Below are 15,209 nucleotides of genomic sequence, written 5' to 3'. Positions count from 1 at the left end.
GACTATTTTAAATGCTTTTGGATCCTCACTTTAATCTTTTGCAAATTAATCAATCGTTGGAACTTCTTGAAGGAATTTCTTTATCTGCTTAACGATATATGGATTGTTATGTTTAAGCAATGCTGTTACACGCAGCAGAATTTCCGGCTCTTTCGGGAGATAATTTCGTAGACACTGCAACGCAGCAGTCAATACGGGACCATACATTGTTGGCAAGCGGTCGGTAATGTCCAACATAATTGATCGGTCTAGTTTTTTGTATGTGCCAAGTTTCTCCATCACCTTTGGTTCCAATGCTGCGGGAACGCAGTCAAATGCTAACCATAATTTCTGCTGGAAGGAGGAATCTTCACCCCACTCCTCTGGTAAAACGGTTAAGGTATGTAATACAAGGTTGTATGAACTATGGCATAAAAAACCAACGACCTTATCCTTCATTTGAAGTGGGTGATCTGACAACATACGCATTCGATCCAGTGCCCAATATCTGTCCCAGATATCATCGCTATTGAGTATATCAAGTAGAAAACCAGGATTCAGCGCAGCTTCCGTTGCGTGTTCAACATCCCGTTGCATCTGGCCGTACACAAGGTTCCACATCTTGTAGGTAGTAAAGACCGCTCCTTTTACGACATAGGGCAGTACATCTTTGGATGTAGGACGGGTTACAGCATCCACGCCTTCAGCCGCACTGCTCTCCGGGAATAAATTTTGGTAATTGAAATTGCCTATGGGCGAAAGACTATCGGCCAATATAGTGTGCAGTTGTTGGTACTCCTGTTCATTGAAAGGTTCATGCTCCGCTTTGCTTAAAAATTCTGCTGGAGGAAGTTCAAAGCCAAGGTATCGGCCCGTCACATTCCAATAAAGGTTTACCCTCAGCAATCGACAAGACCCGTCAAAGCAGACTTCTGTGCTTATCTCCCGATAATACGATATCGGATCGCCGCGTTTAGTCAATAATTGAAAAAGAGTGTCTTTTGGCGTCGAAATCCCCCCCGTATCGATAAGTATACTATTGACATCAGCGACATTTTGCGGCAGCGTGGGTGTTGTGAAATAACGAATGGTATCTTCCCGACGCTGCTGACTAAAAGTCGAGGTAGTCCCATAGAAAAAAAGGAGTACAATAAAAATAGTTCCTAAAACCCTCATGACCAAATCTTATCTTTTTATCTATCCTGTCGGTACAATAGCGCCGTGTTCCGTCAATAATTTCTTCAGATCTGACATGGCAACCTCCGCAGGTGTTTTACCTTGCACGTGCGCCAATACAGCTGCGGCAGCCGCAGCTTGCCCCATGCCCATACAGGATGCCTGGACACGTAAAGCTGAATTTGCCAGACGGTCACTCCCGACACAACGGCCAGCAACGATCAAGTTCCTGCTGCCTTTTGGTATAAGCGCCCTTAACGGTACCGATGCTACCCGTCCCTCTTCCAGATGTTTAGGGACTACTCCCTTTTCGTCGTGGAGATCTATAGGATAGTAAGAATAGGAAACTGAATCTTCAAAAATTCTTCCCGTAACGTAGTCTTCATGTGTAACCTGATAGATACTATCAATGCGATAGGTCTCCCGGACGGCAGTTTCGTTTTGCATATCCAACACCTTTAAACCGGTTAAACCTGGCAGCGTCCGAAGAAACTTCAGTGTTCTAAACAGCGATGCCCGTCCGTTGATGTTTGCAATAGTGTGCGATACAGAGGTAGTGGCGTCAGCGCCGGCGATGTGCTGCACGTTATCGCCGGCGTTACGAAGCAAAGATTCAACATGTAGAAACTCTCCTTTAATCAGGTCTCCACGATCTACCGCCGCGTTAAATTCATCCTTAATCCGGTTCATATCAAGTTGATCCAGGGAATATCCACCAATACGGAACATCAACGTTCCCGGTTGTGTCTCTTTCTCTCGCAGCAAATTAAATCCTGCCAAGGAGACAGCAAATGCATTTCCAGTGCAATCAATCAATTGATTGCAGACAATCTCCGTTTCCGTTCCTTTTCCGACCGTCGTTACTTTCCAACCTTCCTTATGTTGCACGACTTCTACCGGCGTTTCGTAAAACCTCAGGTTTACGCCTGCCTCCACACATTTATCTTCGATCACCATCGCATAAAGAGGACCATTTAAACGCACCTGGTGATGCCAATGCTGGCGGCCATGAGGAATGGAAAAATCGGGTAATTTGTCATCATTTAACGCGACAGCTTCCTGTACCATTTCCCAGCCTATACCGCCAATAACCTGCTTGCCCCATGCAAAAAAAATACCGGGAAAAGCGACTCCACCGGTCGTGGTAGTACCACCCAGCATACTCCCGTTTTCGACCAAAATAATTTTCTTCCCCGCCCTTCCAGCTTGCACTGCAGCTACTACGCCTGCTGTGCCGCCACCGATCACCAGGATATCGGTAGTGAGCATTTCCTTTTTTAGTATACGTGGTCCTTGTAGCACCTCTCCTTTGAGTAACCGAGGTGTAGTCAATCCTAAGGAGATTGCTCCTAATGTGGCTATAGCTGACCTTCTTTTCATTTTGTCCATTTCTTTAAAGTTTCTAGATGGTTAATATCCGGGGTTTTGATCAGCCACCGGGTCAATTGCATCGTTATAATTTGTCTCGGAAAGCGGAATTGGCCAAAGTAAATGCTTTTGAACGACCGACTTTCCTTTGCCATGTTGAATGCGTTCGTCCAATTTTCCGGTTCGCTTCAATTCGAACCAACGCTTCCCTTCATATATGAATTCATATCCCCGTTCCTGTATAACGAGATCCACAAAGGTGTCACTGTCATAATCTGTAGGGTCGTAATCGACCGGAGCTGATGCATTCGGCGCATAGCCATAAGCCCTCCGATGCACCTTGTTCAGTGCCTCCATAGCCGCTGCGCTGACGGTATTTTCAGCTTTTGCAGACGCCTCAGCGAAGATCAACAAAGCATCGGATAACCGATATATCGGCAGGTCATTTCCTGAAGTATTCGCATCAAGCGCATCTGGATCCACATACTTTGAACTAACCAGCGTATTTGGTCCCAAACCAAAGTTAATCTGGTCCCAGAGCTGTTTGCGGATATCATCGTTATTCCACTCGATATAATTCGCGTTGGTCGCGTCGCCATGGACGGCATAAGCACCTGTACCACCTGCTGTGAGTAGTTTGGTACTTGGATGGTTGGATATCCACAAAATGTAATTCCCCTGAGCAGGAAGACGTGCGTACTTCAGCGCAAAAATCTCCTCGGTGCTTGTGGTGATATCCGGCCCGAAAATTTTATACTGGTAGTCTTGGGGGCTACTCACGCTTACTAAATTAAAACCTGCTTGGACAACTTCGTTGGCTAGTTCAGCTGCTTCGTTATAGCGCTTCAGTTGCAAGTACACATCAGCCAGTAGCGTTTTAGCGGCCCATTTAGTGGGACGGCCGCTAACTGCAGCAGTTTCTGGCAGCGATATCGACGCTGTTGCCAAATCATCCAAAATTAACTGATAGACTTCGTCTTCTGTACTGCGCGGAAGATCCTTTACGTCCATTGTTTCCTCGGTACGCAACGGTACACCCCCCCAATTCCTGACCAACTGAAAATAGGAAAAAGCACGCAGGAACTTTGCTTCGGCAACGTATTCCGCAAACGCTTCCCCTTCTACCACGTTCAAGACAACCAGATTTGCGTTCCTGATTGCCAGATAGAAACCATTCCAAAAACCTTGAACGCGTGTTATGTTCGCGTCATCCAGCCCTTGGTAGTTGCTCAGGGGGGTCCAACTACCACGACCATACATCCAGTCTGAATGACACTCCAGCGCAGCAATATAATTCGGCATGAGATCTTTACGCAATGGGCTATAAATCGCATTCACTGCGGCTTCAACTTCTTCTGCCGTATTATAAAAATTCTCCTCCGAGATCTGCTTAGGTGTTTCTTCGAGGGCCTTTTCGCACGCTACAAAAAGTGCAACTATACCCCACATGCATATTAATCTCTTCATCGTATTTAATTTCAATTTCTTCATCCTATGAACTGTAATAAAGTTAGAAACCGGCTCGGATACCGAAGGTGACCGATTTCGCCGACGGGTAGCTATTATGGTCGAGTCGAAAATTCACTTCCGGATCCCACCAGGAGTAATTGGTGAACGTAAGTAGATTTTGTGCGCTCACATAGACCTGCAGCCGCTGTAATTTGTTCGTATTCCATGCTTGCAGTGGTAGGTTGTAAGCCAAGGATATGTTTTTGAGTCGCAAAAATGAACCGTCCTCTATAAATCGATCCGACACCTTTACGGGCGTCGATCTACTGATCCGCGGATAGTCGGCATCTGTATTATTGATCGTCCAATGATTCTCATACACTGTTTTGGGCATATTCAGACCAAAGCCATAGTCCATGGTATTCGTAACAGAGCTCGCATTGAAAATATCATTTCCATACGTTCCTTGGAGAAAAAACGAAAATTCGAAATTCTTATAATTCATTACGGAATTAAATCCATATGTAAAATCAGGGTTAGCGTCCCCAATATATGTCTTGTCGGCAGATGTGATGCTACCGTCCTGATTGACATCACGATAAATAATGTCCCCTTTCTCGTCGTAACCATCCTCTATGTAACCCCAGAACTGTCCGACGGGTCGTCCCTCCCTCAATATGCTGGTAGCATCGCTCACGATGACCATACCGATATTATCCCGCAGAACATCTTCGCCGTTGTATAGACTGATTACTTTGTTTTTGTTAAAGGCTATATTGGCATTTATATTCCACGTAAAACTGCCTTCAAAAGGCCTTGCTTCCACGCCTAACTCAACGCCTCTGTTTTGTACCTTGCCGACATTTCGGATCGTCGTCGTATAGCCCATGGAAGCCGGCAACCGTACATCACTCAGCAAATCGCGCGTATTTTTCACATAGTAGTCCGCGGTTAACAATACTCTATTATTCAGGACGCCAACATCTGCTCCAAGATCAAACTGCTCGGTAGTTTCCCAGGTTAAGTCATTCGGCAGTCGTGTTAATGGACTAACCGTATTGAAATATTCATTACCAAATATCGTCTTACCTGGGGATAGTAAATTAAGCGTAGTATACGGATCAATGGCTTGGCTACCGGTTAGCCCCCAGCTGGCCCGCAACTTGAGATCCGAAAAGGCCGAAACATTACGCATGAAATTTTCGTTTGAAATACGCCACGCAAGCGCTGCTGAAGGAAAATTCCCCCATTTACTTCCCGGCGAGTAGCGCGAGGATCCGTCACGGCGAAAACTTATCGTCGCGAGATAACGGTCGTCGTAACTATAATTTACGCGCCCCAAGAACGAAATTAATACCGACTTTGTGTACGCGGACCCGGGTACACCTGGCGTACCAGCTGCGCCCAAATTGTAGGTCTCATAGATATCCGAAAGAAAATCTGTCCCTCCGGCGTTTACAGCCGTCGTCATAAAATTCTGGTAGGTCAGTCCCGCTACCGCAGCGAGACTATGGTTGTCATTAAACGTTTTATTATAATTCAATGTGTTTTCGTTCAACAGGCTGGTCTGCTGCGTGGAAGATACATTAGCGATTCCCGGGCTATCAAAAAATTTGGTCGTCGTATAATTATCCGAACGGTCATCGCGGTTCTCCAACCCTCCAGCCACTTTGAAGATAAGATCGGGGGTAATCCGATAGGATACAGCCGTATTGATCAACGCTACGTTTGCTTTGGTCTGCGCGGTACTTTCATTGATCCAGTTAATGGGATTGCGCAGATCTGTCGCCAGAAATGGATAAGCGGTATGCAGTATTCGATAAGAACCATCTTCGTTATAGGGTGTCAGAATCGGTGGAGCAGAAATGGCTGCAGCAATCATGGAGTTGCCTCGATTGCCTCCTCCACTGTCTCGTCTTTCGGTTGTCAGACGCGAGAGGATCGTATTCAATTCGACGGAAATCTTATCGTTGATTTTATGATCGATACTGCTTTGCAACGAATAACGATTGTAATTGCTTCCTTGAATGATACCATCTTGCCCGAAAAAGCTACCGTTTATGGAAAACCGCGTTTTCTCATTTCCACCAGCTATGCCAAGCGCAGCCGTGGTCATCGGGGCATTTCTAAAGACAAAATCCTGCCAGTCAAAACCTTCCCCAAATCCGCTTATCTCTTCTTCATTAAAATAAGGTGCCACATTATCGTTCGTCGCCTGTTCGTTGTAGAATCTTGCATACTCCTGCGCGTTCATAAGATCGAGTTTACGGATGAGCCGCTGCGAGCTGTAACTGGTTTCAAACGACACATCTGTACGTCCTTCTTTTCCCTTTTTTGTTGTAATGATCACGACACCATTGGCACCACGTGAACCGTATATCGCCGTAGCCGATGCATCCTTGAGAATCTCGATACTTTCTATATCAGCGGTATTGACTATGGAGGGATTAGAACCGGCTATGGGAAATCCGTCAATAACATACAGCGGTTCATTACTTCCCTGAATGGAATTTCCTCCGCGAACACGAACAGATATACCGGGACCGGGGGCGCCCGAACTCTGGCGTATATGTACTCCGGGAGCTCGGCCTGAGAGGGCCTGCAATGCGCTGGCATTGGGAAAGGCATTTACCTCTCGAGCCCTTACCTGCGCTACGGATCCGGTCAGATCCACCTTCCGTACTGTCCCATACCCGACCACAACGATTTCATCAAGTTCATCCGTTCGGTCTACTAATACCACGTCGACCACCGTTCTGTTTCCAAGACTTATTTCCTGATCTTCATATCCGACAAACGAAAAATGCAGCATTGCGGCATCATCTTCAGTACGGAGGATATAATTGCCTCTTTCATCAGTCATCGTACTGTTGGTTTTCCCTCTTTCGGAAACAGTAACTCCCGCGAGCGGTTCACCTGCGCGATTCGTAACGTTACCCTTCACTATTTTTTCTTGGGTTAGCCTCCGATTGTCCGTGCTTGCTATCGAAGCATTTTCCTTTCGCATCAATATGATGTTCTTGTCCACCAGTTTATATCCTATATGAAACTTCTCCAGGAGTCCGTCGAGGACTTTCTCGACATATACGTCATTCACGTGCAAATCCACCAACGCATTTGCCGGAACGACAGATTTATCGTAAAAAATATTATATCCGCTTAGTTTCTGGATATCTTTCAAAACAGCAGTCAGTTTTACATTTTTCCTGCTAAGCGTCACTTTTTGACCAAACGTAAATGCGCTAACTTGCAACGTGCTTACAATCATTAAGATCAAGGATAGTTTCATGACGAACAATCTAGGTTTCAAACGCCTGCAAAACGGCGTGAGTATATCATAATTTTTATACATTTGTATTTAAGATTGGTTGTTTACTATTATATGCTAAGACATCAATCGACAAGCCCGCGGGACTTGGCTAATCAGGGGCGGTCGCAACGCTCCTGATTGTTATGCTCTTCCAATTCTGCTGATTTTTATTTCATAACCAAAATCCTCCTTCCATTGATTTCGAATCTTACCGATCCTGTTAACTCGACCGTTTTCAACAATTTCTCAATATCCTCAAACCTGGAGATCATACCGGAAAACTGCTTATCCCTTAAATCATCTTTAAACACGACATCCACATCATACCATCTGGCAACACTTTCCATAACTTCATCGATCGACGCATCTTCAAATGCAAACGAACCATTTTTCCAGGCAATGACATAAAATGGATCCACATTGGTGATGGCTATGTTTTTTGATTCGCGTGCATAAACAGCTTGCTGGCTAGGTTTTAGAACATGAGCTAGTCCATTGTCGAAAGAGATCTTTACCGACCCTTCTACCAAGGTTGTTTGAATCGTTTCACCATAGCTGTTGACGTTAAAAGCAGTACCCAGCACTTCTAGGGTTTGCTGATCCGTCTCCACAATAAAGGGAATCCGTTTCCCATTTCTGTATTGTTTACTTACATCGAAATATGCCTCTCCCTTCAGTTCAACACGACGGACATTCTCCTGGAAATTGATCGGATAACGAAGCGTGGATGAGGCGTTCATCGCTACTTTTGTCCCGTCAGATAGCGTTAAATTATACTCTCCACCATTTGGGGTAATAATGGTATTATACAGGTTACCTTTCACCCTTTGTTCACCCGTTATTGCGTACGTAATGGATCCCTCGGCTGTCTTATGTACTGCATAGCCCTCCAGTTGGATTATTGTATCATTTTTCAATCCCTCCAGGTCTAATTGAGTTCCATCGGCCAAAACAATCCGGGCTTTATTTCCTCCCGGCTTAATAGTCGAAATCGTATCCTTAACGCCGAGTTTTACCGCTGTTGGATCTGGCCCATTTATAAAATCTATTGCAAACTTTAAAAAGACAAGGATACTTGCAGCAGCCACCAGCTTAACTAAACGTTTAGTTGTTTTAATCTTTTTGGTATCTTTAGAAAAATTCGGCTGAAGCCGCTCATCCAACATAATCCGCTGGAATAAATGGTCGGAATCGGGGGCATGTCCTTTTGTGGCGGGCGACGACTCCATAAGGATATCCCAGACCCATAGGAGATCTTCATCTGTTTTCTGTTCCAACGCGTTTTTAAGCAAAACAAGATTGTCGGCAGATATGGAATTGTCCATATACTGACGTATGAGATGAATGAGTTGTCCTTTTTCCAACGTTTATAATTAATGGTTACTTATTATATAAACGAAGTAGCAATAAAAAAGGACTAGATTAAAATAAATTTTTTAATAAAAAAAGTAGAAGATAAATATTTTTCACGATTAGTTTCACCGTTTTGGATGCTGTGATCAATTGATTCTTAACGGTGTATTTGGAGACGCCAATCTTATCCGCAATCTCCTCATAAGATAATCCATTGATTTTATTTAATGTATAGACTTCCCGTTGCTTTTCGGGCAGGCGCTCAATGGCATTAGTCCATACGCTGGTTAACTCGGTCATATCGAGTGTGTGTTCCGTACTTCTACATGCTTCTTTCCAACTATACTTCAAATGCTCGGCAAATTTGGATTTCACCACCTTTTTTCTGAAAATGGAAATTGTTATCCGTTTGGTGATGATAAATAGATAAGCATAAAGACTGTCGGGACTTTCTATCTTGTCACGGTGTAGAAACAGGGAAACAAACACTTCCTGAACAAGTTCTTCCGCTTCCTCATGATTTTTACAAAACTTATAAGCATAGTTATAGATTGGCTTGTGATAAGCATCAAATACCCTGCGGAAGGCCTTATGGTCTCCGGTCTTGAAATCCGCAAATTCAACGTCCGATATCGTATTTATAATTTGGGCCATTACCAAAAGATTGCATATTCCCGCAGGCTTATATTATCATGCACCATAACAATGAACCTACATTGCCTAGTACAACTAGCTATTTCAAAAATATCAAAATGTAAACCAGCAACTATCCTGCACTATCCTGCTTTTATGAGTTAATATATGCAATTTATTTCAACAACAGTTCGTATTCTCCCTGCCCAATAACAATTTCCTTGTCTTTTATTTCCTTGCCTGCTAAATAAGGCCTTCTATTCTCCATCATTGGAATAGCAAATCTCGCCCTCATATTAGAAGGAATCTGTATCGTCAGATAAACATCTGATTTTTCTTGTCGCCACGAAACCTTGATTTCTCCTCTGACACTATGAAAACTGGCAGAGAACTCTTTCAGATTTTCAGGAATAAAAGGTTTGATGTTAACTTCTTCAAATCCCGGTGCGGTTTCCATCGGCTTAATGCCTGCAAGGCCCTTATAATACCATGCGCCTATTTCCCCAAACATAATATGGTTCATGGAAATATCTTTCTTGGCACCAATATCCCAGTTTTCATACAAGGTGGTAGCGCCATTTTTTATCCACCATCCCCACGACGGATATTCTTCTTTAGAAGCAATCTGATAGGCTATATCGGCATAACCATTTTCACTTAAGGCATTTAGAATGGATTTGGTACCGAGTAGACCTACGTCTAAAAAGTAATTATTGGTTTTGACCTTCTCAACAAGATTAAGAGTAACTTTTTCTACCAGATGTTCCGGCACTATTTTCCAATATAAAGGCATGCTTAATTCTGTCTGCGTCCCACTGGAATAAATACCTTTTTCGTAATCCAAATATTTAGCATTAATCGCATTTTTTATTTTGACTGCCAACTTGCTGTACCTATCAACATCTTCCGTACGGCCAAAAATTTTTGCCGCTTTAGCAAGAATATCTGCATCTACATAAAAATAAATGGAGGTGGTCAGCTCCACATTCGATTTCGTCCTGACAGGAACCCAGTCACCTAACCCCCAGTCAGTCAGTCCGGAGGGATATTTATAATCAATGTAATCTACATATTTCTTCATCGCATCATACGCTCTCGACAACAAGGTGGTATCGCCATAAAAAAGATAGATGTTCCAAGGTATAATGGCGATGGTGCTGGTCCAATCCGGACCATTTGCCCAATGATATCCCCACCCACTGGTCGGAATGATTGCAGGGAGCACCCCGTTTGGTTGTTGCTCATCAAGGTGGTCATTGATCCATTTTTCGTAAATCGTGATACCGTCAAAATTATATAATCCAGTCTCTACAGCAATATGGCCATCACCAGTCCAGCCGTTTTTTTCCCGCTGTGGACAATCCGTTGGATAACCAAATAGATTAGAAAGATATGCGTTATTTGTTGCTTCCCAAATTTTGTTTAAAGTAGGATTTGAACTATGGATTTTTCCAATCGATGGAACATCAGAATGCATAAAATAAGCGGTAAGATTTTCCATCCCCAGTTTTAATGGCTGAGAAGTCGTTACTTCCACGTATTGAAAACCCTTGTAGTTAAACTTCGGCATAAACTGATCCTCCGCTCCGCTGAGGATGACAATATCTGTTTGAAATGGGTCGGTGTCATCCGTGGGTCGATAATGATGATCGATGTTGGACATATCTAATCGCCCCTCCTTATCCAATCGCTCTCCGTGCTCCAGCCTGACAACTGTGCCTTTCTTTCCTTTTATAACTAACTCGGTTACCCCCGAAATATTGCGTCCAAAGTCATATAAATAGGTCGTATCATTGATTCTCTTTACTTGTTTGGCAGTCAGCTTCGAAGTGTTACGTATAGGGTATAACTGCTGGGCGACAATATTATTGGAAGGGGCAGCCCGAATGTGTACCTCTTTCCAAGCCGAATCGTCAAAATCCTTCGTATCCCATCCTGTATTGGTCAAACGGGCATCATAGTGCTCTGCCGTATAAATACTGTTAAAAATAATCGGCCCGCTATTCGTTTTCCAAGATCTGTCCGTAGTTATCGTTTCCACAGTACCATCTTCATATGTGATACGCACATCCATACAAAAAGTAGGTCGATTTCGCCAAGGAGCCTTATCAAAAAACCAAACTGCGGTAGACTGATGGTTATACCAACCATTGCCCAAGACGACCCCCAGTGTATTCTGCTCCCGCAGGAGATGTTCTGTAATATCATAGGTCACATATAATAACCTTCTATCAAACCGGGTATACATAGGATCTAAGCGATGGTCGCCAACTTTAGCACCATTGATAGAGAGCTCAAAAAGACCTCCTGCAGCAATATAAGCACGGGCATGTTTTACATTTTTATGCTGTAACTCGAACTTCTTCCTAAAATAAGGAGCCTTCTTATCATCTATATCGTTATGATCTGAAATCCAGACACCTTTCCATTCATCAGGTGTCATCATACCCGTTTCGAAAGTAGTGGGGGGCGAAGTCAAGACCTTGCCATTTTTATCCCAAATCGTTACTTTCCAATGATACTGCGTAAAGGATTGCAACTTTGGCCCACTGTATATGACAACATTATTATTTGACTCGATCTTTTGAGAGTTCCAAATCGGAACTGCAAAATCCTGCGTTTCCGAGATCAAAATTTGGTACGCCTGCTGTTCCTTATATTTTTCCTCGAAAGTCCAACTGAACCTAGGCGAAGAATTGTCTATACCAATTGGGTTTTGCAGAAATTCCGTCAGAAAACGTGATTTTCCCTTACCGACATTTCGATCATAGGAAAAACCATACAGCATACTATTCCCTAAAAAAAGAGAAATTCCGAAAATCAGATAATATGGAAAGGTTTTCATGATGATCATAGAAATACAGTGAATGGATTTGTTACGCATACATTTAAAATTACCTTTTATTAAATTTAGATTGGTTCTGTTTTCATTCCACATACTCCACTCATCACTAGGGCAATAGAAGCTGCAGATGTCCAAATTAACACTATTTCCTCCCTTTACTATCCTGTAGTGTCCTGTTCATCACACACAAAGTAAAAAAGAAGCGACCAACTAATTATTCCGAATGCATAATGGAGACTTATAACAGACAAAATCCTTACCTTTGTGGGTTATGTCAAAAAAATCGGAACAAAACGCGAAGTCGTTTATCCAAATTAAGGGTGCGCGGGTCAACAATCTGAAAAACATCGATGTCGATATTCCTAAAAATAAGCTAGTTGTCATTACGGGAATGTCAGGTTCAGGGAAATCCTCTCTTGCTTTCGACACCCTCTATGCAGAGGGACAGCGACGTTACGTAGAAAGTTTATCTTCTTACGCCAGACAGTTTATGGGCCGGATGAATAAACCTGAAGTAGACTATATTAAGGGGATCGCTCCGGCGATTGCCATCGAGCAGAAAGTAATTACTTCCAATCCGCGCTCTACTGTGGGTACATCTACGGAGATATATGATTATCTTAAACTTCTCTACGCACGTATCGGCAAAACCTTTTCTCCAATTTCGGGTAAGCAAGTTACAAAAGATACCATATCCTCTATTATCGATGAGTTGATGACATATCCCGAGGACACCACGATTACTATTTTCGCAGAACTTATACCTATCAATAAACGGAAGCTAAAAGAGGAACTATCGTTGCTACTTCAAAAGGGATTTGTTCGGGTTCTTTTTGAAGAAAAGATACAGAAGATAGAAAGTATTATCGAAGATACAACGATACAAAATAAGGATTTTAAGGCGGGAGAAGTGCACATTGTTGTAGATCGTATCCGGTTAGATAAACAAGACGAGACAAACAGCCGCATTGCCGACTCGTTACAGACTGCTTTTTTCGAAGGGAAAGGCGAATGTTATGTCGACATCGACGGCAACAGAAAGCACTACTCCGATAAATTCGAGTTGGACGGAATTGTATTCGAAGAACCTACACCAAACTTCTTTAGCTTTAACAACCCTTATGGTGCCTGCAGACGTTGTGAGGGATATGGCAAGGTTATCGGTATCGATGCCGATTTGGTCATTCCAGATAAAAGCCGTTCGGTATATGATGGTGCTATTGCTCCGTGGAGAGGAGAGAAAATGGGTGAATGGCTGAACCGCCTGGTACGCAACGCACTCAAGTTTGATTTTCCTATACACCGCGCCTATGGTGACCTAACACCTGTACAGCAGGAATTATTATGGACAGGAAATAAGTATTTTGCTGGATTGAACCAGTTTTTTGAAGAACTGGAACAACAGACGTACAAAATACAATATCGGGTTATGTTGTCGCGTTATCGCGGAAAGACGGATTGCCCCGATTGTAAGGGATCACGTTTACGTAAAGATGCCACTTATGTCAAGATTGCTGGCAAATCTATTACTGATATTGTATTATTACCATTAGAAGAAGCACTACAGTTCTTCAAGGGGCTTAATTTAACGGAACACGAACAGCTCATTGCAAGAAGATTGCTTGCCGAGATTGTCAACCGACTTCAGTTCTTGTGTGATGTGGGATTGAGCTATCTTACCTTAAATCGTTTGAGCAATACGCTTTCGGGTGGAGAGTCGCAACGCATCAATTTAGCCACATCGTTAGGTAGTTCATTGGTTGGCTCTATCTATGTATTGGACGAGCCAAGTATTGGTCTACACCCTCGCGACACACAGCGGCTTATCGGCGTGTTAAAATCGCTCCGCGATGTAGGAAACACGGTTATCGTAGTGGAGCACGAACAAGAGATGATGGAAGCCGCCGACTATCTTATCGACATTGGACCCGAGGCAGGAATCAATGGCGGTCAACTTGTTTTCGCAGGAACTTATCCAGAAATCGTGCAAGACAAACACAGCTTAACCGGACAATATCTAAACGGTCAATTAACCATCCCTACACCTAAAACACGACGCAAATGGCGCGATTCTATTGTCGTCAAAGGAGCTCGGGAAAACAATTTGAAAGGAATTAACGTAACCTTCCCGTTAAATGTATTTACAGTCGTAACGGGTGTGTCTGGATCGGGAAAAACGTCCCTCATCAAACGGATTCTATATCCGGCCTTACAAAAAGCCATCGGTAACTATAGTGGCGAGCAAACTGGCATATTCGACGCATTGGAAGGCGATATAACGAGTATTGAACAAATCGAAATGATCGATCAGAACCCGATCGGTAGATCCTCGCGTTCCAACCCTGTGACGTATGTGAAAGGCTGGGATGAAGTTAGAGCAGTTTACGCTAATTTACCTGCTGCAAAGGCATCTGGACTAAAACCTGCTGCTTTTTCGTTCAACGTGGAAGGGGGTCGTTGTGACGTATGCCAAGGGGACGGCGAAGTAAAAATCGAAATGCAGTTCATGGCAGACATCGTACTCCCCTGTGAGGCTTGTGGTGGTAAGCGGTTCAAGCAACATGTGTTGGACGTGGAATACAAAGGAAAATCGGTAGCTGACGTCTTAGACCTTAGTGTGGATGAAGCTATGGAATTCTTCATTGACGTACCTAAAGTCATTGCCAAAATCAAACCTTTACAGGACGTGGGATTAGGTTATGTAAAACTTGGACAACCATCGAGTACGTTATCGGGAGGTGAGGCACAACGTATCAAGCTCGCTTCTTTTTTGATTAAAGGCAACAACAGCAAGAAAACGCTCTTCATTTTCGACGAACCGACAACCGGACTGCATTTCCACGATATTCACAAACTACTTAAAGCGTTTGATGCACTGATTGCGCTGGGCAACAGTATTCTGGTCATTGAACACAATATGGAGATGATAAAAACGGCCGATTGGGTTATCGATATCGGACCAGAAGGCGGAAATAAAGGAGGAGAGATCGTTTTTGAAGGCATACCAGAAGATTTGATGAGATGTAACGAATCTTATACTGGGAAGTATTTAAAAAATCATCTACCTTTAGCTACCGTTTCTAAGTAAACTAAGTT

Annotated in this window: 8 protein-coding genes; 1 reads left to right on the top strand and 7 read right to left on the bottom strand. The window is 43.4% G+C overall.

Features of this window, described 5'->3' with window-relative positions:
- Positions 1-45: 45 nt before the first annotated feature.
- The 7 genes from G5B43_RS10480 to G5B43_RS10450 form a co-directional block, all read right to left on the bottom strand.
- Positions 46-1,155, bottom strand: a complete 1,110-nt coding sequence (locus G5B43_RS10480) for a hypothetical protein (RefSeq protein ID WP_165294686.1) — start codon at positions 1,153-1,155, stop codon at positions 46-48.
- Positions 1,156-1,176: 21 nt separating this feature from the next.
- Positions 1,177-2,535 (bottom strand): FAD-dependent oxidoreductase, encoded by a 1,359-nt coding sequence (locus G5B43_RS10475; RefSeq protein WP_165294685.1) that lies wholly within the window; start codon positions 2,533-2,535, stop codon positions 1,177-1,179.
- A 30-nt stretch (positions 2,536-2,565) separates the two neighbouring features.
- The gene (locus G5B43_RS10470; RefSeq protein WP_240904839.1) at positions 2,566-3,990 is read right to left on the bottom strand and encodes a RagB/SusD family nutrient uptake outer membrane protein; all 1,425 of its coding nucleotides are present in this window, start codon (positions 3,988-3,990) and stop codon (positions 2,566-2,568) included.
- A gap of 43 nt (positions 3,991-4,033) precedes the next feature.
- On the bottom strand, positions 4,034-7,261 hold the full coding sequence (locus G5B43_RS10465; protein WP_165294683.1) for a SusC/RagA family TonB-linked outer membrane protein: 3,228 nt from the start codon (positions 7,259-7,261) through the stop codon (positions 4,034-4,036).
- A 188-nt stretch (positions 7,262-7,449) separates the two neighbouring features.
- Positions 7,450-8,646, bottom strand: coding sequence for a FecR family protein (locus G5B43_RS10460; protein WP_165294682.1), 1,197 nt, complete (start codon positions 8,644-8,646; stop codon positions 7,450-7,452).
- 58 nt (positions 8,647-8,704) lie between these two features.
- A complete protein-coding gene (locus tag G5B43_RS10455) occupies positions 8,705-9,289 on the bottom strand; it encodes an RNA polymerase sigma factor (RefSeq protein ID WP_165294681.1) in 585 nt (194 codons plus the stop codon).
- Positions 9,290-9,443: 154 nt separating this feature from the next.
- Complete coding sequence (locus G5B43_RS10450; protein WP_240904838.1) at positions 9,444-12,152, bottom strand: alpha-L-rhamnosidase; 2,709 nt, start codon at positions 12,150-12,152, stop codon at positions 9,444-9,446.
- Positions 12,153-12,384: 232 nt separating this feature from the next.
- Here G5B43_RS10450 and uvrA point away from each other — a divergent pair, with 232 nt between their 5' ends.
- Positions 12,385-15,201: an excinuclease ABC subunit UvrA gene (gene uvrA, locus G5B43_RS10445; RefSeq protein ID WP_165294680.1), complete on the top strand. Its 2,817-nt coding sequence runs from the start codon at positions 12,385-12,387 to the stop codon at positions 15,199-15,201.
- Positions 15,202-15,209 lie beyond the last annotated feature (8 nt).

This window comes from Sphingobacterium sp. SGR-19 (genome assembly GCF_011043555.1).
Lineage (GTDB): Bacteria > Bacteroidota > Bacteroidia > Sphingobacteriales > Sphingobacteriaceae > Sphingobacterium.
This window is presented reverse-complemented; position numbering and strand designations above follow the sequence as displayed.

Excerpts from the sequence above, each read along its gene's own strand:
- G5B43_RS10480 (WP_165294686.1), bottom strand. The coding sequence starts at position 1,155 with ATGAGGGTTTTAGGAACTATTTTTATTGTACTCCTTTTTTTCTATGGG.
- G5B43_RS10475 (WP_165294685.1), bottom strand. The coding sequence starts at position 2,535 with ATGAAAAGAAGGTCAGCTATAGCCACATTAGGAGCAATCTCCTTAGGA.
- G5B43_RS10470 (WP_240904839.1), bottom strand. The coding sequence starts at position 3,990 with ATGAAGAGATTAATATGCATGTGGGGTATAGTTGCACTTTTTGTAGCG.
- G5B43_RS10465 (WP_165294683.1), bottom strand. The coding sequence starts at position 7,261 with ATGAAACTATCCTTGATCTTAATGATTGTAAGCACGTTGCAAGTTAGC.
- G5B43_RS10455 (WP_165294681.1), bottom strand. The coding sequence starts at position 9,289 with ATGGCCCAAATTATAAATACGATATCGGACGTTGAATTTGCGGATTTC.
- G5B43_RS10450 (WP_240904838.1), bottom strand. The coding sequence starts at position 12,152 with ATGCGTAACAAATCCATTCACTGTATTTCTATGATCATCATGAAAACC.
- uvrA (WP_165294680.1), top strand. The coding sequence starts at position 12,385 with ATGTCAAAAAAATCGGAACAAAACGCGAAGTCGTTTATCCAAATTAAG.